Annotated in this window: 19 protein-coding genes; 9 read left to right on the forward strand and 10 right to left on the reverse strand. The window is 64.2% G+C overall.

All coding sequences use genetic code 11. The annotated features are described in order from the left end of the window. Positions 1-2: 2 nt before the first annotated feature. A complete protein-coding gene (locus CEX87_RS11355; protein WP_064399930.1) occupies positions 3-1,055 on the forward strand; it encodes an NAD(P)H-dependent amine dehydrogenase family protein in 1,053 nt (350 codons plus the stop codon). Here CEX87_RS11355 and CEX87_RS11360 read toward each other — a convergent pair. After that, on the reverse strand, positions 1,052-2,080 hold the full coding sequence (locus CEX87_RS11360; RefSeq protein WP_064400039.1) for an NAD(P)H-dependent amine dehydrogenase family protein: 1,029 nt from the start codon (positions 2,078-2,080) through the stop codon (positions 1,052-1,054). The genes CEX87_RS11355 and CEX87_RS11360 overlap by 4 nt on opposite strands. 160 nt (positions 2,081-2,240) lie before the next feature. Between CEX87_RS11360 and CEX87_RS11365 the strand changes: the two genes are divergently transcribed. Further along, entirely contained in the window at positions 2,241-3,083 is an 843-nt protein-coding gene (locus tag CEX87_RS11365; protein WP_064417486.1) for an SDR family oxidoreductase, read from the forward strand. 25 nt (positions 3,084-3,108) lie between these two features. Here CEX87_RS11365 and CEX87_RS11370 read toward each other — a convergent pair whose 3' ends face one another. Genes CEX87_RS11370 through CEX87_RS11385 form a run of 4 tightly spaced genes read right to left on the reverse strand, consistent with a single transcriptional unit; the run spans position 3,109 to position 5,516 of the window. Beyond that, positions 3,109-3,912 carry an SDR family NAD(P)-dependent oxidoreductase gene (locus CEX87_RS11370; RefSeq protein WP_064417487.1) on the reverse strand — a complete coding sequence of 268 codons (804 nt, stop codon included), beginning with the start codon at positions 3,910-3,912 and terminating at the stop codon, positions 3,109-3,111. A gap of 13 nt (positions 3,913-3,925) precedes the next feature. Further along, the gene (locus tag CEX87_RS11375) at positions 3,926-4,684 is read right to left on the reverse strand and encodes an SDR family oxidoreductase (protein ID WP_094287159.1); all 759 of its coding nucleotides are present in this window, start codon (positions 4,682-4,684) and stop codon (positions 3,926-3,928) included. Beyond that, positions 4,681-4,875 (reverse strand): (2Fe-2S)-binding protein, encoded by a 195-nt coding sequence (locus CEX87_RS11380; RefSeq protein ID WP_082693544.1) that lies wholly within the window; start codon positions 4,873-4,875, stop codon positions 4,681-4,683. Before CEX87_RS11380 ends, CEX87_RS11375 begins: the two co-directional genes overlap by 4 nt. After that, positions 4,875-5,516 carry a hypothetical protein gene (locus CEX87_RS11385; RefSeq protein WP_094287161.1) on the reverse strand — a complete coding sequence of 214 codons (642 nt, stop codon included), beginning with the start codon at positions 5,514-5,516 and terminating at the stop codon, positions 4,875-4,877. Before CEX87_RS11385 ends, CEX87_RS11380 begins: the two co-directional genes overlap by 1 nt. A gap of 153 nt (positions 5,517-5,669) precedes the next feature. On the opposite strand from CEX87_RS11385, the gene CEX87_RS11390 reads away from it, so the two are divergent. From CEX87_RS11390 to CEX87_RS11400, 3 genes are all read left to right on the forward strand, one after another. Next, positions 5,670-6,899, forward strand: coding sequence for a cytochrome P450 (locus tag CEX87_RS11390; RefSeq protein ID WP_094287163.1), 1,230 nt, complete (start codon positions 5,670-5,672; stop codon positions 6,897-6,899). Position 6,900: 1 nt separating this feature from the next. Beyond that, positions 6,901-7,965 carry a spirocyclase AveC family protein gene (locus CEX87_RS11395; RefSeq protein ID WP_198957206.1) on the forward strand — a complete coding sequence of 355 codons (1,065 nt, stop codon included), beginning with the start codon at positions 6,901-6,903 and terminating at the stop codon, positions 7,963-7,965. Positions 7,966-8,214: 249 nt separating this feature from the next. Continuing rightward, positions 8,215-9,132, forward strand: a complete 918-nt coding sequence (locus CEX87_RS11400; RefSeq protein WP_094287273.1) for a dihydrodipicolinate reductase — start codon at positions 8,215-8,217, stop codon at positions 9,130-9,132. Here the strand turns inward: CEX87_RS11400 and CEX87_RS11405 are convergent. Further along, entirely contained in the window at positions 9,129-9,941 is an 813-nt protein-coding gene (locus tag CEX87_RS11405) for a mycofactocin-coupled SDR family oxidoreductase (protein WP_094287165.1), read from the reverse strand. The two genes, CEX87_RS11400 and CEX87_RS11405, sit on opposite strands and share 4 nt — an antisense overlap. Before the next feature lie 89 nt (positions 9,942-10,030). Here CEX87_RS11405 and CEX87_RS11410 point away from each other — a divergent pair, with 89 nt between their 5' ends. Beyond that, positions 10,031-10,813: an SDR family NAD(P)-dependent oxidoreductase gene (locus CEX87_RS11410; protein ID WP_094287167.1), complete on the forward strand. Its 783-nt coding sequence runs from the start codon at positions 10,031-10,033 to the stop codon at positions 10,811-10,813. Here the strand turns inward: CEX87_RS11410 and CEX87_RS11415 are convergent. Then, positions 10,810-11,889 carry an NAD(P)H-dependent amine dehydrogenase family protein gene (locus CEX87_RS11415; protein ID WP_416171904.1) on the reverse strand — a complete coding sequence of 360 codons (1,080 nt, stop codon included), beginning with the start codon at positions 11,887-11,889 and terminating at the stop codon, positions 10,810-10,812. The genes CEX87_RS11410 and CEX87_RS11415 overlap by 4 nt on opposite strands. 145 nt (positions 11,890-12,034) lie before the next feature. Beyond that, positions 12,035-13,645 (reverse strand): class I adenylate-forming enzyme family protein, encoded by a 1,611-nt coding sequence (locus CEX87_RS11420; protein ID WP_094287169.1) that lies wholly within the window; start codon positions 13,643-13,645, stop codon positions 12,035-12,037. Between the two features lie 138 nt (positions 13,646-13,783). Between CEX87_RS11420 and CEX87_RS11425 the strand changes: the two genes are divergently transcribed. From CEX87_RS11425 to CEX87_RS11435, 3 genes are all read left to right on the forward strand, one after another. Then, positions 13,784-14,314 (forward strand): nuclear transport factor 2 family protein, encoded by a 531-nt coding sequence (locus tag CEX87_RS11425; RefSeq protein ID WP_094287277.1) that lies wholly within the window; start codon positions 13,784-13,786, stop codon positions 14,312-14,314. A 72-nt stretch (positions 14,315-14,386) separates the two neighbouring features. After that, the gene (locus CEX87_RS11430; protein WP_094287171.1) at positions 14,387-15,607 is read left to right on the forward strand and encodes a CaiB/BaiF CoA transferase family protein; all 1,221 of its coding nucleotides are present in this window, start codon (positions 14,387-14,389) and stop codon (positions 15,605-15,607) included. Next, positions 15,604-16,833 (forward strand): cytochrome P450, encoded by a 1,230-nt coding sequence (locus tag CEX87_RS11435; RefSeq protein WP_094287173.1) that lies wholly within the window; start codon positions 15,604-15,606, stop codon positions 16,831-16,833. The genes CEX87_RS11430 and CEX87_RS11435 overlap by 4 nt, the downstream gene beginning before the upstream one ends. Before the next feature lie 9 nt (positions 16,834-16,842). Here CEX87_RS11435 and CEX87_RS11440 read toward each other — a convergent pair whose 3' ends face one another. Both CEX87_RS11440 and CEX87_RS11445 read right to left on the reverse strand, forming a co-directional pair. Continuing rightward, the gene (locus tag CEX87_RS11440; protein WP_142301087.1) at positions 16,843-17,409 is read right to left on the reverse strand and encodes a hypothetical protein; all 567 of its coding nucleotides are present in this window, start codon (positions 17,407-17,409) and stop codon (positions 16,843-16,845) included. Between the two features lie 102 nt (positions 17,410-17,511). Next, a complete protein-coding gene (locus CEX87_RS11445; protein ID WP_094287279.1) occupies positions 17,512-18,114 on the reverse strand; it encodes a TetR/AcrR family transcriptional regulator in 603 nt (200 codons plus the stop codon). Position 18,115: the final 1 nt, after the last annotated feature.

Genomic DNA, 18,115 nt, shown 5'->3' on the forward strand with positions numbered 1-18,115 from the left:
GTATGACGCGAGTAATTCAGTGGGCGACCGGTGTGACGGGAATGATGGCGCTTCGCCACATCATCGGCCGGCCGGATCTCTCTGTCGTCGGTGTTCGGGTCTACGATCCGGCGAAAGCCGGTGTCGACGCGGGCACGCTGTGCGGTGCCGGTGAGGCCGGAGTGGTCACCAGCGACGACCGCGACGCCATCATCGCCACCGATGCCGACGTCGTGCTCTATATGGGCAAGGTCGAGACCGACACCCCGGGCTGCTTCGCCGATGTCTGTGACCTGCTCGCTTCGGGTAAGAATGTTGTCGCCACGGGAAGCAGGTTCGTCCATCCGCGCTCACTGCACGAATCGCTGGCCGACGACATCGAAAATGCCTGTGAAACGGGCCGATCATCATTCCTCGGGGTGGGCCTGTACCCGGGCTTCTTCGGCGAGTCGATCGCGCCCCTCCTGTCGCGGCTCACCCAGCAGACGAACCGGATCACAGTCCGCGAAGTGCTCAACTACTCCACCTACGCCAGTCACGACCTGGTCTTCAATGCCATGGGTTTCGGGCACGCACCCGACGACACCACCCCGCTGCTCGCGAACGCCGAGTATGCGGCGAGCGCATGGATCGGCAGCGCGACGGTGCTCGCTCAGGCGCTCGGACTGCGAATCCGCGCGGTCGAGGGCTTCCGTGAGGTCGTGACGACGCCGCGCGCGTTGACCGTCGCCGCGGGCGAGATCCCCTCGGGCACCGTCGGTGCCATGCGGTTCGGCGTGGTCGTCGACTGCGGCGAGACCACGATATCGGTCGAGCATCTCACCCGCATGGCTGACGATCTGGCCCCGCACTGGCCGAACGAGATTGGATACGATCTGGCCTTCGAAGGTGAGCCGAGCATGCGAATACACCTCGAAATCGGGTCTCCCGGTGAAGACCACGCCGAACAGGGCTGCCTGGCCACCGCGATGCACGCGATCAACGCCATACCCACGGTCGTCGCGGCTGAGCCGGGGCTTTATGACCTGTCGGGCATCGCGCCGTTTGTCGCGCACTGGACCAACCGCAGCGACTAGCTTTCGCGCCTGTTTCCAAATCCTGTGTAGCTACGGATGAGTGGCAGGTCCGCCATCGTCGCGAAACCCGCCGGGGCCGCGCAGACCGCCGGGATGGCATTGACGACCTGCATCGCCACCGTGATGAGGCCGGCGCGGACGTGCTCCTCGATGGATGCCTCGCGCGAGAAGCTGGCCAGCGGAAAGAAGTGCGTGCGCATGGACGGGTCGCCCTCGATGGTCAGTGTCCAGCCGTCGAGCGGTTGCGGCCAGTGGTCGGGATACTCGCCGCCGACGGTCCAGAGCGTTTCGAATTCGATCAGCGGTTCACCGTTCCGATGGCCGATGAAATTCCACCGCTGGCCGGCCGTGCTGCCCTGCCGCACCACGTGGTCGAAGATCTTGAGGTCCTTGCTCGCAGGCACCGTCTCCAGGGTCACCGAGACGTCGTCGATGTCCGCGTTCAAGCTGTCGGAGATGAACCAGGTCTGCTCGACGAACAGCTTCGTCAGGAAGCTCAGGTAACCGTTGGCCGTGGGCGTCACCTCATCAACCGGTCGACCGAACCACATTCCATCGAACGTGATTCCAGTGCTCTCCCACAGCGTCCAATCAGCTCTCTCCTGGAGGGTCAAGCGCTCGATCGTGCGGCTCATGCCCGACAGCGCCAGCGGGAGCACACCAGACAGGTTGCCTGGGTTGAGGCCACTGCCGTGGATAGTGCTGTTGCCCTTCTCGCACGCCGTCAGGACCTTGTCCCGGTCGGCCTCGGGAATGCGGCGAGGGTGGAACAGAAACGACGGCGTTGCCACGTTCTTCCCGCTCTCGAGCAGCGCACACACATCGTCGAGGTCGGTGAAAGACGGTGCGTACAAGACGAGGTCGGCGTCCAGTGCGAGGATTGCGGCGACATCCGTGGTGGCGGTGACGCCGATGGGAGCTCTGTTGACGAGCGTCCCTATGTCGACCCCGTTCTTGGCGTCGGAATACACGCGGGCCCCGACCAACTCGAGGTCGGGTCGGTGATCGAAGATGGTGGTGATCATCTCGGAGCCGACCCCGCCGGTGGCCCACTGAATGATGCGCAATGGGCGCCCGCCGGCGGTCACAGGGCGGCCCCCTTCGAAACCGTCACGGTGCGACAGTACACCGGTGATAACGTAGGTTCTCACAATCGGTAAATGAAATTCTCGACGGGAGCGTGCCATGGACGATGTGCTGAGGTACCGGGGCAAGTCGGTGGTCGTAACAGGTGCGGCGTCGGGCATGGGCCAGGCGACCGCGCAAATCCTCGTCGATCTCGGTGCGACGGTCACCGCCCTGGACATCAAGCCGACCACCGTTCCCGTCGCCCGCGCGCTACAGATCGATCTACGCGACGCAAGGAGCATCGAAGAGGTCGCGGCTTCCATCGACGGCCCCGTCGACGGGCTCTTCAGCTGTGCCGGGCTGCCCGGTCCGCCTTTCAGCGAATGGGACACGATTCTGGTCAACTTCGTCGGGGCGCGTCACCTCGCCGAGCAGCTCGTGCCGAAGATGCCCGAGGGGTCGGCCATCAGCGTGATTTCGTCGTCGGCCGCGATCGGCTGGCAGGACCACATCAAGGTCATCACCGGGCTGCTCGAGACCAGGGGGTTCGAGGCCGCCATCGAATGGCTGACCGCCAACGAGAAGTTGTGGTCGTGGAGCGGCTACGCCTACTCGAAATACATCATCGATGCGTGGGTGGGCTGGTGGTATCCCGAACTCGGCCGCCGCGGTATCCGTATCAACTGCATCAACCCGGGCCCCACCGAGACGGCGATGATGCCGGCCTTCCAGGATCTGATGGGCAAGGAGACCGTCGATCAGGCGGTCGGACCGATCGGACGGTATTCGACTGCCGAGGAACAAGCCTGGCCGCTGGTCTGTCTCGGCAGCCCGCGGTTCAGTTATGTCGGCGGTGAGGTGCTGTGGACCGACGGCGGTTGGAATGGCGCCATGACGATGGGCCGGCACCAGGCGCAGTGGGCCGACACGGCCGCCGCAGAGATGTCGAAGAACAGCTGATCGTCCTACAAAGGCGCTCGCATGTTCAGATGAAGTCCGAGCCGCCGTCGACATTGACCGTGGCACCAGTGACATAGCCGTTGCGGCGCGATGCCAGATAAGTTGCTGCCGAGGCGATTTCCTCCGGTAGCCCAGCCCGGCCGAGATCACAGGGGTGCCCGTAGGTCCGCTCCACCCACGTCATCACATCGTGCGGATCGGCGGAGTCCAGTCCGTCGTCGGCCAGCACATCTCGAAGGATCTCGGTGAAACTGGCGGTCACGATGGTTCCCGGGCATACGCAGTTGACGAGAATGCCCTTGGGTCCAAGGCTTTTCGAGAGATTCTTCGTGAAGCTCGACAAGGCGGCCTTCGCTGCGGTGTAGGCGACGAGTCGGGGACTCTGACGTTGGATCGAATGCGCAGACAGCGTGACGATGCGGGCCCATTCGGCGGCGCGCAGCATCGGGAGTGCCGCACGCACCGACCGGACCGCGGCCATCGTGCCCATATCGAAAGCGGCGTGCCAGTCGTCGTCATCGAGTTCTTCGAAGGCGCCCGCGTCCGGTCCCACCGTGTGCACGAGCACGTTGAGCCGACGCCAGGTGTTGTTGACGGTGGCGAATCCCGCCGCGATCGATGTGGCGTCGGCCATGTCGACGCTCAATGCGAGCACCTCGGGCGCCCCGGCATCGCGAATCCGTTCGGTCGCCGCGTCCAAGCCTTGACGTCCGCGCGCCATGATCGCCACCGACGCGCCTTCGGCGCCGAGCGTTTCGGCGATCGCCAGTCCCATCCCCTTGCTGCCGCCGGTGACGACCGCGGTCGCCCCTTCGAAGCCCAAATCCATTGACGGATCCCTTCTATCGGCCTGTGCTCAGGCGGGGGGCCAGATGCACTATGTCGCTCACGACCGTGGGGTTGGCGCGGGACATGGCGATCAACGACAGCATGGCGTTGGCCACGTCGTTGACGGCGGACATCTTCGCCGGGATTTGACCCTCCTGTGCCCAGGCCCGGTAGAGGTCGGCCAGTAGGTCGCGGTCTGCCCCGCGGAGGATCTCGGTGCCGTCCGTCGGGCCGACGCTGACACGGATGACGGCCAGTTCCGGATGCTCGGCCCGCCATGAGCGCAGGATTTCGTCCAGGGCGGCCTTGCTGGCGTGGTAGGCCGCGACGCCGGCGCGTGGCCTGCCGACGTCGTGGCTCGACGCGACGAGTACAACCGCGTCGTCGGCGAGGTGGGGGAGCGCCGCACGCAGCGCATGCGATGCGCCTACCGCGTTGACGGCGTAGGCGTGTAACCACGTCGTGACGTCGGTCTCCTCGATCAACGCGAATGGCACTACGGCGCTGGTGAATACCACCGCGTCGAGGTGGCCGAACGTCGTGGCCACCTCGTCGATGACCCGCTCGATGGCGCGTGGATCGGAGACGTCGAGCTCGTGGGCGGAACCGTCGAGCTCTTCGGCCAGTTCGGACAGGAGCTCGACCCGTCTGGCCGCGAGCGCGACACGGGCGCCCCTGGTGTGAGCCGCGCGCGCGAGTGCGTGGCCGATACCCGAGGATGCGCCGATCACGAGCATCCGCGCGCCCTCGATGTTGGAATGTCGATCGCTCATGCCGTGCTTCTCCTACCGGATTCCGATTCCGCTTCCGCGGATTTGATGATCGAGCGGATCGTTCGTCGACACCTGCCGCAGTCCGATCCGGCACCGCACGCGTCGGATACCTGCCGCGACGTCTTGGCGCCTGAGGCGACGGCATCGGAGACCGCCTCGATCGTTATGCCGAGACACAGGCAGACATACATCAGTGCAGATCCGTCCCGGCCGTCTCGGCCAGTCGCATCGCGTGGACGAACCGCCCGACGAAGACGGGCGGATACGCGCCGACGCCGGCGGATGTCAGCCATTCCGAGGCGATGTCGGAATTCGCGACCCACTGCAACGCGGTACGGGCCGTCGCAAGCTGATGGAGAAAGAGCACTTCGCGTGGGGTGTCGAAGGCGCGGTACACGAGTGTCCGGCGAATTCCTGAGCGGGCGAAGTCGGCGAGTGATTCGCGCACGCGAGCCATGAAGACCTCGACGTCCTGGATCCGGGTGACGGCGGCAACCACCACCTCGGTACCCGGCGCGGGTGGTTCGCCGAGGTCGAAGCGCTCGACGACTTCGCCTGCGAAGACGGCGGGAAGATCTTCGATGCCGACCGCGTCGAACCATTCGAAGAAATACGGCGAACGGAGGAGGTCGAGCAGCGGCCGTTCGGTTCGGATACCGATGACGACCAGGACCTTCCCAGGATCGACCACCGACTCGTACACGAACGCGTATCGGGCACCGAGATCGCGAAGGCTTTCCTCGTGCTGCGCGAGTACCGGTCCCACGCGCTCGGATTCGGCGATGCGGAACTCGACGGCGAAGATGAAGCTGCGAACGGCGGCTGGACCCATTCCCGCCTCCTTCGATTCCGTTTTACGTAGGTGCACCCGACCTTTCTGCGATGCGAGAATTCATATTCTCACATGCGAGTTGGTCGCGGAAGACGGCCGTGACATTGGTGAGCATGGGTACGCATCTGGAGGGCGGGGCGCGAGAAATCCGCCATGACGGCTTTCGATAACGCCTATTCTCGTGGTGTGACCTACAGGGTGAAGGTTGAGCCGTACTACGACCCGTTCGACTTCGACATCGACGACGACCCTTACCCCGTGTGGAAGAGGCTGCGCGACGAAGCACCGCTCTACCGGAACGACAAGTACGGCTTCTACGCGCTGAGCAGGTATTCCGACGTCGCCCGCGAGCTGACCAACTGGGAGGATTACCGCTCGGGCAAGGGCACCACCATCGACATCATTCTCAACGGGGTCGAGGTACCGCCGGGCATCATCCTGTTCGAGGACCCCCCGATCCACGACTTCCACCGTCGCCTGTTGTCGGGTGTGTTCACGCCACGGCGCATGGCTGCCATCGAACCGCTGGCGCGAGAGTTCTGCCGGCGCGCATTGGAACCACTCGAGAACGCCGAGACATTCGACTTCATCGCCGACCTCGGAGCGTGGATGCCGATGCGGACCATCGGATACCTCTTGGGTATACCGGAGGACAAGCAGATCGCCATCCGTCAGAACACCGACCGGCTTCTCGAACTCAAAGACGGCGAACTCGCCGATGTGGCCGACGACATGCTGACGCGACAAGGTTCGATGCTGGAGGAGTTCATCGATTGGCGTTACGACCACCCATCTGACGACCTGATGACCGAACTGGTCAACGCCGAGATCGAGGAACGTGACGGTAACCGCAGGCGATTGACCCGCGAAGAGGTGTTGACCTATACCGGCACCCTCGTCGGGGCGGGAAACGAAACGACAACGCGGCTGATCGGCTTTGCCGGACAACTGCTGTCGGATCATCCGGACCAACGCCGCGAACTGGCGGCTGATTTCAGTCTCATCCCCGCGGCTATCGAAGAAGTGCTGCGCTACGAGGCACCGTCGCCTGTACAGGCACGATATGTCGCTCGTGATGTTGAACACCATGGCCAGACCCTCGCCAAAGGGTCGGTGATGCTGCTGATCAACGGTTCGGCGAATCGGGACGAGCGGCAGTACCCGGACGCGGACCGGTTCGACATCCACCGGCAGGCCACTCATTTGTCATTCGGCCGCGGAATCCACTTCTGCCTTGGCGCCGCGCTCGCGCGGATGCAAGCGCGCGTCGCGCTCGAAGAGGTTTTGAACCGATGGCCGGACTGGGAAGTCGATTACGCGGTGGCCAAACGCGCACACACCACCAGCGTCAGAGGGTGGGCCACGCTTCCGGCGGCGGTGTGAGGTGACCAATACCGTTGACCGCACGCCGAACTCCGCTCACGGAGAACCGGCCGAGGCACATTACTTCCCGTGGCCTGCCAGGATCGGGTGGTCGCTGTTCTTCATCGCCTACCTCACCTTCGCCATCGTGACGATCGCGAACATTCGGACAGGTCTGCACGGGGACCCGAAGAAAGCGAACCCGAATCCCGGCCCCGATCCGTATCCGCCGTTTCTCGGCTTCGACAACTGGCCGCTGGCGGTCTCGATCAGCTCGATCCCGTTGGCGATCGGACTGATCACCGTCCTGACGTGGTTGTCGTGGCGGCAACGGAAGGTGCACTGGGCTGTCATCATTGCTTTCGCCGGCCTGATCACCGGGGCGCTGGATCCATTGGCGAACTGGGCGACGTTCGCGATATTCGATCCGCGTATGTTGCACTTCCCGCTGTCCTGGCCGTACGTGAACATCTCACCGAATCTTGAACCGGCGCTGGCGTTCCTGGGGGGCTACGCCGCTTACTACCTGCTGAACGGTCTGGGCTTCTTGAAGCTACACGACAGCCTCTTGGATCCGCTGATGCGTCGCGCCGGCTGGTTGGCGCCGCGCAGGCTACTGCGGGTGTTCATCGGTGCAACGATCATCGCCATCCCGATCAACGGGTTCATCCAGTTCACCTGGATGAGAGCCGGAATCTTCTACTACACAGAGGCAGTCGGACCGGTGCTGCAGATCGGCCACATCCACTTTCCACTGATCATGGCGGTGTACGACGCCCCGATCTTCGCCATGGTCGCCGTGATGTGTGTGCGGGACGAGAGTGGCGAGCTGGTGTTGATCAACCGACTCGCGCGCTGGTTGCCAGCGAGGCGGGGGCGCCCAAAGGTGACCCTGACTCGGCAGTTGTTGATATCTATGACGGTGGGCCTGGTGTCGTTCGCTGTGCCGCTGGCCGTGTTGTCCGGGCTGCGAGAGGCAGGTCTGTCGCGGCCCTCCTTCGATCAAAACCCCTTTCCGGATGTAAACCTTTACGACCCATACGGTCATCTCGAGGAAGCCGGCAAGCCCGGACCGTTTTACCACTGACATGGTCAGTCCCAGGTCAGTCCCACGATGACGAGAACTGTTGCCCCCCGGGGTGAGGAAGGAAGAACCGTGACCGACTTCTCCGGTCGTCGCTATCGAGTTGTCCACGTCGGCACCGGGTTGACCGGCAGGGAGGCCTTGCGCGCGGTCATCGAGGACCCGTCGCTCGATCTCGTCGGGGTGAAGGTGTCGACACCGGACAAGGCCGGGATGGACGCGGGCGAACTGTGTGGTGCGCCGTCGGTCGGAGTGCGTGCGACCGATGACCTCTCGGCCGTTCTCGCGCTGAAACCTGACTGCGTGACTTATTGCGCGACCGCCGTTCGACGCGAAGAAGAGGCGATTTCCGACATCGCCACGTACCTCAGCGCCGGGGTCAATGTGGTCACGTTCTCGCTGATCCCGATGATCTATCCCCGAGCAGCTCCCGCGCCAATGCGGGAAACCCTGGAAAAGGCGGCCGCTCAGGGTAATTCAACGTTCTATGCCACCGGCAGCGAGCCGGGGTTCATCAGCCTGAACATCCCCACGGCGCTGCTGACCGGAGCGGGTCGAGTCGACTCGTATCGGATGGACGAATACGCGGTCGACCTCGACAAGGCATACCCGATATGGGACGTCCTACATGAGTCGATGGGATTCGGTATGCCCGACGGCCATGTGCCGGTTCGAATCGCGTCGGGGAAGGTCGACAAGGACTGGAGCACGGTGGTGACCTACATCGCCGACATCCTCGGATTCGAACTCGATGGGATAGAGCTGGATTGGGAGACGCTGCTCGCACCGACCGACCTTGCGACCGCGCTCGGTGTCATCCCGGAGGGGACGATCTGTGCGCACCGGTGGCAGCTCGCCGGGATCGTCAGGGGCCGCCCTGCCGTCGCGGTTCAATACTTCGCGACGGTCAGCAGCACGCCGTGGCCCGATCGTTGGCCCAAGCCGGCGCGCGAAGGCCAAGGTGGAATGGTGTTCCGCGTCAACGGCAATCCGAACATGAACCTCGAACTGCACCTCGAGCAGTCGGAGGACGACCGAGTGAATCCCGGTGTCGCGGCCACGGCGCTCGCGGCGGTGAACGTTATTCCGAGCGTGGTCGAAGCCCCGCCTGGCGTGATCGCCAGCCCCCTGTCTGGGCCGGCGGTCGTCACCCGGCAGTCCAGCGCTTAGCTGCCCGTCACGCCGACGTCCACCGGAATGGCGGCGGCCGTGACAAATCTCGCCTCGTCAGATGCCAACCACGCGACCGCACTGGCGATGTCCTCGGACGTGGTGATCGCGTCCGGCAGGAGTTGCTTTGTGAATCCGGGACGCAGCGCCGGATTCGACTGCGCCGCCTTGGCCATCGCCTCGATCATCCGACCGCTTCCCATCGGCGTCGCCACCGAGCCGGGGTGCAAGCTGTTGACTCGGATGTGGTACTTGCCGAGTTCGGCCGCGAACGAACGGGCTAGCGCCGTGACCGCGTGCTTACTGGCCGTGTAGGCGATCATGAACGGCTCTACCGTGAGGCCGGCCGCCGAGCTGACGAGGACGATCGAGCCACCTCGCCCAGCGGCGATGATGTGCTTGGCCCCCGCCATCACCGTGTTCCAGGTACCGACGATGTTGATGTCGATGGTGTCCTGAAAGTCACGTGGCGACATGTGATCCCACGCGGCCGGCACACAGATTCCCGCGTTGGCAACGATGACATCGAGTCGCCCGAGCCCGGCGACCGCGTTGTCGACAGCGGTACAGAGACCGTCGTGGTCTCGGGTGTCGACGACCGCCGTCACGGCCCGCCGGCCACTGGTTTTCACCCTCTCCGCCGTCTCGGCCAGATCCTCGGGCGTGGCGGAATCGTAGGGGACACTCGGTGGTAGCGGGCCGGCGATGTCAACGAGAATGACGTCGGCGCCATCGGTGCTGAGCCTTTCGGCATGAGCGCGTCCCTGTCCGCGGGCCGCCCCGGTGATGAGCGCGACCTTGTCGGTCATGTCTGGCACACGCGAACGCTACCGCACCTGAGAATTTGGATTAACGGTTTTGGAGAGCGTCCGTTGCGTAAGTGATAGCTTCTCCGATCATGGGTGTGCTCGACGGTCAGACGGCGTTCGTTCTCGGTGCATCGGCGGGGATCGCCCAGGCCTCCTCCAGACTGCTGGCGATCGACGGAGCGACGTTGTACCTGCTGGGGCGATCCATGAAGCGGCTGGAGGCGACGCGTGACCGGATCCATGAGGCCGCGCCGGACGCGGAGATTGTGCTGCACAAGGGGGATCCCGAAGACGAAGACACCGTGAGATCGGCGGCACAGTCCGCCCACGATGTCCACGGTCGGTTGAACATCGTCATCGGCACGGTGGCCAGTGGCGGCACGGGGCCGCTCGTCCAACAGGACCTCGAAACCTTCACGAATTTCGTGATGGGCAACCTGCGTTCGAACTTTCTGGCGTTGCGCTATTCGGCGCCGCTGATGACGGACGGCGGCTCAATCGTGTTCATCTCGTCGACATCCGCCAAGATTCCGATGGAGGGGCTGGGGCACTACTCGGCGGGCAAGGCCGCGCTCGAGATGTTCATTCGTGTCGCGGCCTCAGAACTGGGCCCGCGCGGCATCCGAGTCAACGCGGTACGTCCGGGTCTGACAGAAGCGGCCACCACTCAGGGCTACATCCACCTCGAGGAGTTGACGAGCAGCTTCCTGGAACGGGTACCGCTGGGCAGGCTGGGTGTCTCCGATGACATCGCTCCCGGCGTGCGCTACCTGGCTGGACCGGAATCCGACTGGATGACGGGGCAGAGCTTCGCGATCGACGGAGGCAATGAGGTGCGCGGCGCACCCCGCGGACCGATGTTCACGGTCTAACCGAAGTCCAGCGCGTTGCGGGGAGCCGTGATCGGCAGATCCAGCGACGTGGCGATTCCCGGCGCCGCGTCGACGACGTAGGGGATGGCATTGACGACCCGCATGGCCGTCGCCTCCATCGCATTGGCGTTGGCCGACTCTGGTGTGTCCTCGGTGCCGAGGCTCAGGTCGCACCGGATGTGGGGTTTGCCGTCGATGATGAGCCGGTAGGTGCCGTTGGGCGCCGAGGCCCACTCGGGTGCCAGGTCGGGCGCCATCCGATTGATGTGCTCGATCGTGATCACGGGGTGGCCGTCGACGATGCCGGTGGTCTCGGCCCGCACCGCGCCGCAGGTTCCCGCGGGAATGGTTCCACACGCGACATGTAGATCTCGCGGGGTGAGCACCCGCTCGTAGGACTCGGTGACCTTCTCGAGCTCGACGCCGAGAGCCTTGGCTACCAGTCCGATCGGCGGTCCCCAAGCGAACTGTTGGGCACCGTCGAGTTCGAGGAGCGGCGTGAAATCGAGCGGTTTGCCGAAGCCCATCGCATCGATCATGAGGTCCCGGTTGGGGTATGCCGAGTAGTCGAAGATCTCCTGCGCCCGGATGGATCGGATGGTGTTCGACAGCGTGCTCAGCAGCACCGCGAGCTGGTCGCCGGCGAAACCGGGTTCGATACCCGACGTGTAGATCGTGGCTCCTCCGGACAACGCGGCGGCCCGGACCTGATCGGCCAGCTGCGGGATCCATCTGTCGGGGAACATCATTCCCGGGGTGTTGGTGGTCACCACGTTGAGCCCGGCATTGAGCAGACGGACGTAGTCGCGCACCGCTGCGGCATCCATCTCCGGGCTGGCCGCGCCGTAGACCACGCAATCGGGCCTGGCGGCGATGATGTCGTCGAGATCACCAGTGGTGATCACCCCGATCGGGCCCAACCCGACGATCTCGCCGGCGTCGCGTCCGACCTTCTCGGTGCTGTGTACCCACACCCCGACCAGGTCCAGGTGCGGCCGTCGGACGATCGCACGGATCGACAGGCTGCTGATCCAGCCGGTGGATATAACGGCGACCCGTAATGGTTCGTCAGTCAACGGCCGCACTCCTTCTGTATCCCAGAGCGGGGATCGGGGAGGTGGCCCGGTTCCGATGCCACGTCGCGAATGTACCCGAGCGAGAATGTAAGTTTCCGGAAATGAGAAACGATCTTCGCGAAGAGCTGCCGTGACGCTGTGACGCTCACCTCTCTGACAAGAGACCACTGAGCTGCTTGGCGAGGTCCGACTTCTTGACCTTGCCCGTGGCAGTGAACGGCAGCGCCTCTTTGTCGGTGACCCAAATGAACTTCGGGACCTTGTATGCCGACAGGCGGCTGCGGACATCTGCCCGCAGAGCCTCGGCATCCAGCTGCGCGTCGCCGTGCGGAACCACCGCCGCGGCCACGATCGTTCCGTTGTGGCCGTCCTCGGCACCGACGACATATGCCTCGAGAACGCCGTCGCAATCGGATAGGGCCGATTCCACCTCTCCCGGTGTGACGTTGGTTCCGCCACTGGTTTTGATCAGGTCGCCCAACCGCCCGGTGAACGTGATCCAGCCGTCGTCGTACTGGACTCCACAGTCGCCCGTTCGGTAGTAGCCGTCGGGAGTGAACACGTCCTCCCGCTCCCGCTTGTACAGCCGCTGCATGAGCGAGTAGCCACGCACCCAGATCTCGCCATCGCTGCCCGGGGGAACAGGGTCTCCCGTCTCTGGGTCGACGAGAACATGCGACAACCCCTCGATCGAATAGCCACCCGTCACCGAGCGATCGGCCGGCTGCGGTGGATAAGGGTCGACGCCGATGTGGTTGCCGCACAGTTCGGTCATCCCCAGCGCATTGGGTCCCTTGGGCCGGCGTTCGGGGGGCACCATGGCGGGCATGCTGGTGCGCTGCACCGAGCGCAGGTCGCGCCGCGCGAAATCCGGGTGCTCGGCCAGCGACTTGCCTTGCTGCGGCCAACCGAGCGTGATGGTCGCGCGATGACGCTCGATCAACTCCAGCGCGTCAGCGGCGTCGAACGCCGGTTGGGTCACCAGCGTCGCACCGTGGTGGATCACCGCATGGATGCCGGTGATCAAACCACCAACCCAGAAGAACGGCATCGCCGTGAACATCACCGTGGTGTTTGTGACGCCGTAGTCGAAGGTCAGGTTGTACGTATGGCGCACCAACGTGCCGTGCGTGTGCACAGGGCCTTTCGGGTCTCCGGTGCTGCCCGAGGTGTAGATGATCATCGCGTCGTCGGCCGGCGTCACGCACGCCTCGACCTCGGCCAAAAAGTCCGCATCGTATCTCCCGCCGGTGCCGACCGGTAACGTCGTCGCCCACGGCCGGTCGCAGCGTCCCCACACCGCGATCGTGCGCAGAAACGGCGCGTTCGACACGGCCAGCCTGCCAGGACTGCCCTGGCCGGCGAGGCCGGGTAGCGCCTCCTCGAGGCGGTCGAGGAAGCTGTGGCCACGGAAGCTCGACTGCGCGAGGATCGCGCGCAGATCGGCGTGCCGGGCGGTCCATGCCAGCTCAGACGCCTTGTAGAACGTGTTCAGCGGCACCGCAACCGCGCCGATACGCGTGATCGCGAACCAGGCGACCGCCCAGTCGACGCTGTTGGGCATCAGGATGCCGACATGGTCGCCCTTCCCGAAGCCCTCGTCGAGCAGCGCCGTCGCCAACCGCGCGGACTGCTGGTCCAGGTCGGAGTAGGTCAGCGTCTGACCATCCGAGACGAGAAACGGCTTGTCTCCGAACCGCGCCGCAGACGACCTGACAAGGGCGGGAATCGTTGGCGTGAGTGTCGGAAAGGGCACGAGGTGAAGTCCTTAGCAATCCTGCGCTCGAACGGGCTGGCCTCAACAGGATAGCCATCCTCACCGGAGAAACGAGAATATCGGTTCTCGCGCGATGTCCCTGGCCATTAGACTCCGGCCATGTCGATGTCCGACCGGGTGGATCGACTCGAGTCCAGCATCGAGATCACCCAATTGCCCAGCCGCTACGCCATGGCTCTCGATGCGCGAGATCTCGATGCCCTGGTGGCGTTGTTTGTGGACGACGTCCACGCCGGGTCGCACGGCACCGGTAGAGCGGCGCTCAGGCAGTGGTACGACGAGGTGCTTCGCAGGTTCTATCGCAGCATCCACCTGATCTGCGGGCATGCATTCGATTTCGCCGATCCTGACCATGCAACGGGGTCGACCTACTGTCGGGCCGAGCATGAGGACGGCGACGGGTGGTATGTCATCACGATGCGTTACGACGACGTCTACGAGCGTCGCGATGGTGTCTGGTACTTCGTCAAACGACGCGAGCATCCCTGGTACTCCGTCGACGTGACCGAGCGGCCCGGGCCGGAATTCATCCGGTGGCCCACCGATGTACCGCTGCGCGCTCAGATGCCACACCGCATGCCAACCTGGCGGGCATTCTGGGACAGCGGTGATCTGACGCTTCCCGAGCGCCTGTCCCGGCGGCCGTAGCGCTCATGGAGGCCTCACGATAGTGTGATTCTCAAATCTGAAAATGCCCGTTAACGCTTGTAGGAGGACGACATTTCCGTCGATAACGTGCTCAGCGGAGTTCGGGTGCTCGAGGTCGCCGCATGGACATTCGTGCCGTCGGCAGGTGCGGTGCTCGCCGAGTGGGGTGCCGAAGTCATCAAGGTCGAGCCGCGTGACGGCGGTGATCCACAGCGTGGGCTCGTCACCATGGGGATCGTCGACGAAGGTGGTGGCGCGGTCAACTACATGATCGAGATCCCGAATCGCGGCAAGAAATCGATCGGTGTAGATCTGAGCACGCCGGGTGGTCGGGAGGTGGTGCACGCACTGGCGAAGACCTGCGATGTGTTTCTGACCAGCTATCTGCCGGATCGCCGCCGGAAGTTCGGCATCGACGTCGACGACATCCGGGGAGTCAATCCGAGCATCGTGTACGTGCGGGGATCGGGTCACGGCCCCAAGGGCCCGGACGCCGACAAGCCGGGTTACGACGGTGTCTCCTACTGGGCGCGCGGTGGCATCGCCACCGTCCTGACCGAGGACGCCGATGAGCTCGTACGCTCACGTCCTGCTTTCGGCGATCTCCTCGGCGGAATGACGATCGCCGGCGGTATCGCCGCGGCGCTCTACAAGAAGGCGACGACCGGCGAGGGATCGGTGGTGGACGTATCCCTACTCGGGCTTGCAGCCTGGAATCTCAGCCCGGACGTGGCGGTGAGCCAAATTCACGGCGGCAGCGCGATTCCCAAGTTCGGACACGCGGATGCCCCCAACCCGCTGGTGGGGACGTACCGCACCAAGGACGGCCGTTACGTCCAGCTGATGATGCTGCAACTTGACAAGTTCTACGCCGAAGCGATGCGCGTGATCGGGCTTCCGGAACTGATCGATGACCCGCGATTCGCCGACCCCGCATCAAGGTTCGAGAACCGGGTCAGCCTCATCGCCCTGCTCGACAAGGCGTTCGCCGAGCGCACGCTTGCGCAATGGCGGGAGACTCTGGCAGTGCTCTCGGGCGCGTGGGGCATTGTGCAGACCCCAGGTGAACTCTGCGACGATCCCGCCGTCACAGCCAACGGATATGTGGCCCATACCCAGACGGTAAACGGCGTGCCGTTCGCGCTCCCCACCAATCCCGTTCAGTTCAACGAGCGGTCGGTTACTCCCGGTGGCGCGCCCGAGCACGGTCAGCACACCGAGGAAATCCTCATGGACGCCGGAATTGAGTGGGACACCATCGAAGAACTCAAGGATTCCGGAGCGATCCTGTGAATGCGCCCTCGAGCGAGGTCGATGGACGGCCCGTCGAATTCGACCCGTTCTCGCAAGACTTCTTCGACGGCGCGTACGACACCTACCGCCGCCTGCGCGACGAGGCGCCGGTCTATTACAGCAAGAAGTGGGACTTCTGGGCGCTGACGCGGTACGACGACGTGGCACCCGCCACGAAGGACCACGAGACCTTCTCGTCGGCCAAGGGCGCCACTCTCGACATGGTCAAGGCTCACGACGACGCCATCCCGGTGCCGAAGGTGATCATCTCGATGGATCCACCGGAGCATCAAAAGATGCGGCGACTGGTCAGCAACGTCTTCACCCCCCGTGCGATCGCCGCGCTGGAAGACATGGTCCGCGCGAAGGTTTACGAACGCATCGAAGCGCTTGATCCGGAGCAGTTCGACGTCGTCGCTGACTTCTCGGCGCTGTTTCCGAACGAGGTCATCACGACCATGCTCGGCGTGCCGAAGGAAGACCGCGACCAGATCCGCCGGTGGCTGGATCTCCTTCTCGAACGTCGTCCCGGTGAGATCGCCGTTCCCAGAGAGGGCTACGAAGCCTCGATGAACACCGGGCTCTACTATTACGACCTCGTACAGCAGCGTCGGGCAACACCACAGGACGACATGATCAGCCGTCTCATCGAGACGGAGATCGAGCGCGACGGAGTGGTCGAAAAGCTCACCGACGTCGACATCACGGGATTCGCCACGATGCTCGGCGGCGCCGGCGCGGAAACGGTCACCAAGCTGGTGGGAAACGCGATGGTCGCATTCGCCGACTTTCCCGATCAGTGGCGGAAACTTCGCACAGACCGCAGCAGGATTCCCGCGGCGGTCGAGGAACTACTGCGATACGAAGCGCCATCGCAATACCAGGTTCGCACGGCGACACGCGATATCGACTATTACGGCACCACGATCCCGAAAGATGCAGCCGTGTTGCTCGTGACGGGATCTGCCCTGCGCGACGAGCGGATGTTCACCGATCCGGACCGAGTGAACATCGACCGCGAACGCAAGATGGGCTTCAACCTCGCCTTCGGTTACGGCATACACAGCTGTCTGGGAGCGGCATTGGCGCGCATGGAAAGCCGCATCGCGTTCGAGGCGCTGCTCGACCTGCTGCCCGAGTATGAGGTCGACCGCGACGGTCTCCGGCGGGTGGCGATGTCAAACGTGTGCGGTTACTCGAATGTCCCTGTGCGCAGGACGCGCTGAGGCGGTCCATCAGTCCGAAAGCGCCGGTTCGACTGCGGTGAGACGGTCGAGTCGACCGCTGAACGCTTCGTTGTTCGACAAAGGTGCGTCTGTACCCACCGCTTTGAGCGCATGGTGCTTGAAGGCGTACGCGGCGGAGCTGAGGCGGTGTTTGATTTCGGCCGCGGAAGCGGGTGCGGCAGGCCAGGTTCCGCCCCATGCCGCCACGTCGGCACCGTACCGCCGCGTGGCATCAGCGATGAAGCGGCGCACTCCGCGATGCTGGTGGTACATCGCCGCGGCAAACACGACTGCGTCCGGGCGATGCGATTCGATATCGAAGGTGGGCGGCAGGGCATGGCCTGTGGCACCGAGGATTTGCAGTGCCTGTGCATGGGCTTGCGTCTCGAGGTAGATCGCTACGCGCCAGCCCGCGCGTAGGGCGTCGACGACGAGTCCGCCTGCCGCCGATACCGCGTCCGCCGTATCCGGCGCGAGGACGACGAGCCTGTAGGGCGCTGCGTGATCCCGGTCCGGCGGGTGCCCCGTCCGTTTCGACGTCGGCATCGGCGTTGCTGTCGCCACGGTTGGTTTCACTCGGACCCTCCTCGTGCGCGCTGCCAGAAGGCAACATATCACTTATGAGAATGCGCATTCTCAGTAGATCGCATCTGTTTGGCTTGTCATGAGCAAATCCTGCTAGCGCCGGCGTCGACCGCTGTCGACAAATCCGTTCACGGCGTATGCGCGCACGAATTCGGCCACGGCATCGTCGCTGCGCATGTCGATCACCGCTGACGGAGTCGTGAACAGTGAGAACAACATTCGGGCGAACCACTCACATGCAGATGGCACATCAAGGTCCGAACGAACCTCGCCGGTCAGCTTGGCTGCGGTCACATAAGGGGTCAGAAAATCGGCGCATTCCTTCAGGAGTGTGGCGGCGTTCTTGGTCATCATGAGGCTAACTTCCGCGGCGTCGAAGTACACCTCGGGTTCGACCACCCGACGCGCCTGGGCGACGAAGACTGCGGCGCGCACCAACCGCCCCTCCAGCGTGCTGCCCCCGTGCCGGTCGATGGCCTTGGCCATATTGCGGTAGAACCGTTGCGACGCCGCCTCGGCGCACGCTTCGACGATCGTCTCCTTGTCCCGGAAGTACTCGTAGAAGGTGCTGCGCGACACGTCGGCGGTGCGGGCGATGTCGACGATGGTCGTCTTGGCCAGCCCGCGCGTGCGGAAGCAGGAGAAGGCGGCCGAGATGATGACATCCCGGGTGTCGACCTCCACCGATTGGGTCACG

This window comes from Mycobacterium lehmannii (genome assembly GCF_002245535.1).
Taxonomy (GTDB): domain Bacteria; phylum Actinomycetota; class Actinomycetes; order Mycobacteriales; family Mycobacteriaceae; genus Mycobacterium; species Mycobacterium lehmannii.

Bases quoted from the DNA above. Each gene is read 5' to 3' on its own strand.
- CEX87_RS11355 (WP_064399930.1), top strand. From the start codon at position 3: ATGACGCGAGTAATTCAGTGGGCGACCGGTGTGACGGGAATGATGGCG.
- CEX87_RS11360 (WP_064400039.1), bottom strand. From the start codon at position 2,080: ATGATCACCACCATCTTCGATCACCGACCCGACCTCGAGTTGGTCGGG.
- CEX87_RS11385 (WP_094287161.1), bottom strand. From the start codon at position 5,516: ATGGGTCCAGCCGCCGTTCGCAGCTTCATCTTCGCCGTCGAGTTCCGC.
- CEX87_RS11380 (WP_082693544.1), bottom strand. From the start codon at position 4,875: ATGTATGTCTGCCTGTGTCTCGGCATAACGATCGAGGCGGTCTCCGAT.
- CEX87_RS11370 (WP_064417487.1), bottom strand. From the start codon at position 3,912: ATGGATTTGGGCTTCGAAGGGGCGACCGCGGTCGTCACCGGCGGCAGC.
- CEX87_RS11405 (WP_094287165.1), bottom strand. From the start codon at position 9,941: ATGACCGACAAGGTCGCGCTCATCACCGGGGCGGCCCGCGGACAGGGA.
- CEX87_RS11375 (WP_094287159.1), bottom strand. From the start codon at position 4,684: ATGAGCGATCGACATTCCAACATCGAGGGCGCGCGGATGCTCGTGATC.
- CEX87_RS11410 (WP_094287167.1), top strand. From the start codon at position 10,031: ATGGGTGTGCTCGACGGTCAGACGGCGTTCGTTCTCGGTGCATCGGCG.
- CEX87_RS11390 (WP_094287163.1), top strand. From the start codon at position 5,670: ATGACGGCTTTCGATAACGCCTATTCTCGTGGTGTGACCTACAGGGTG.
- CEX87_RS11365 (WP_064417486.1), top strand. From the start codon at position 2,241: ATGGACGATGTGCTGAGGTACCGGGGCAAGTCGGTGGTCGTAACAGGT.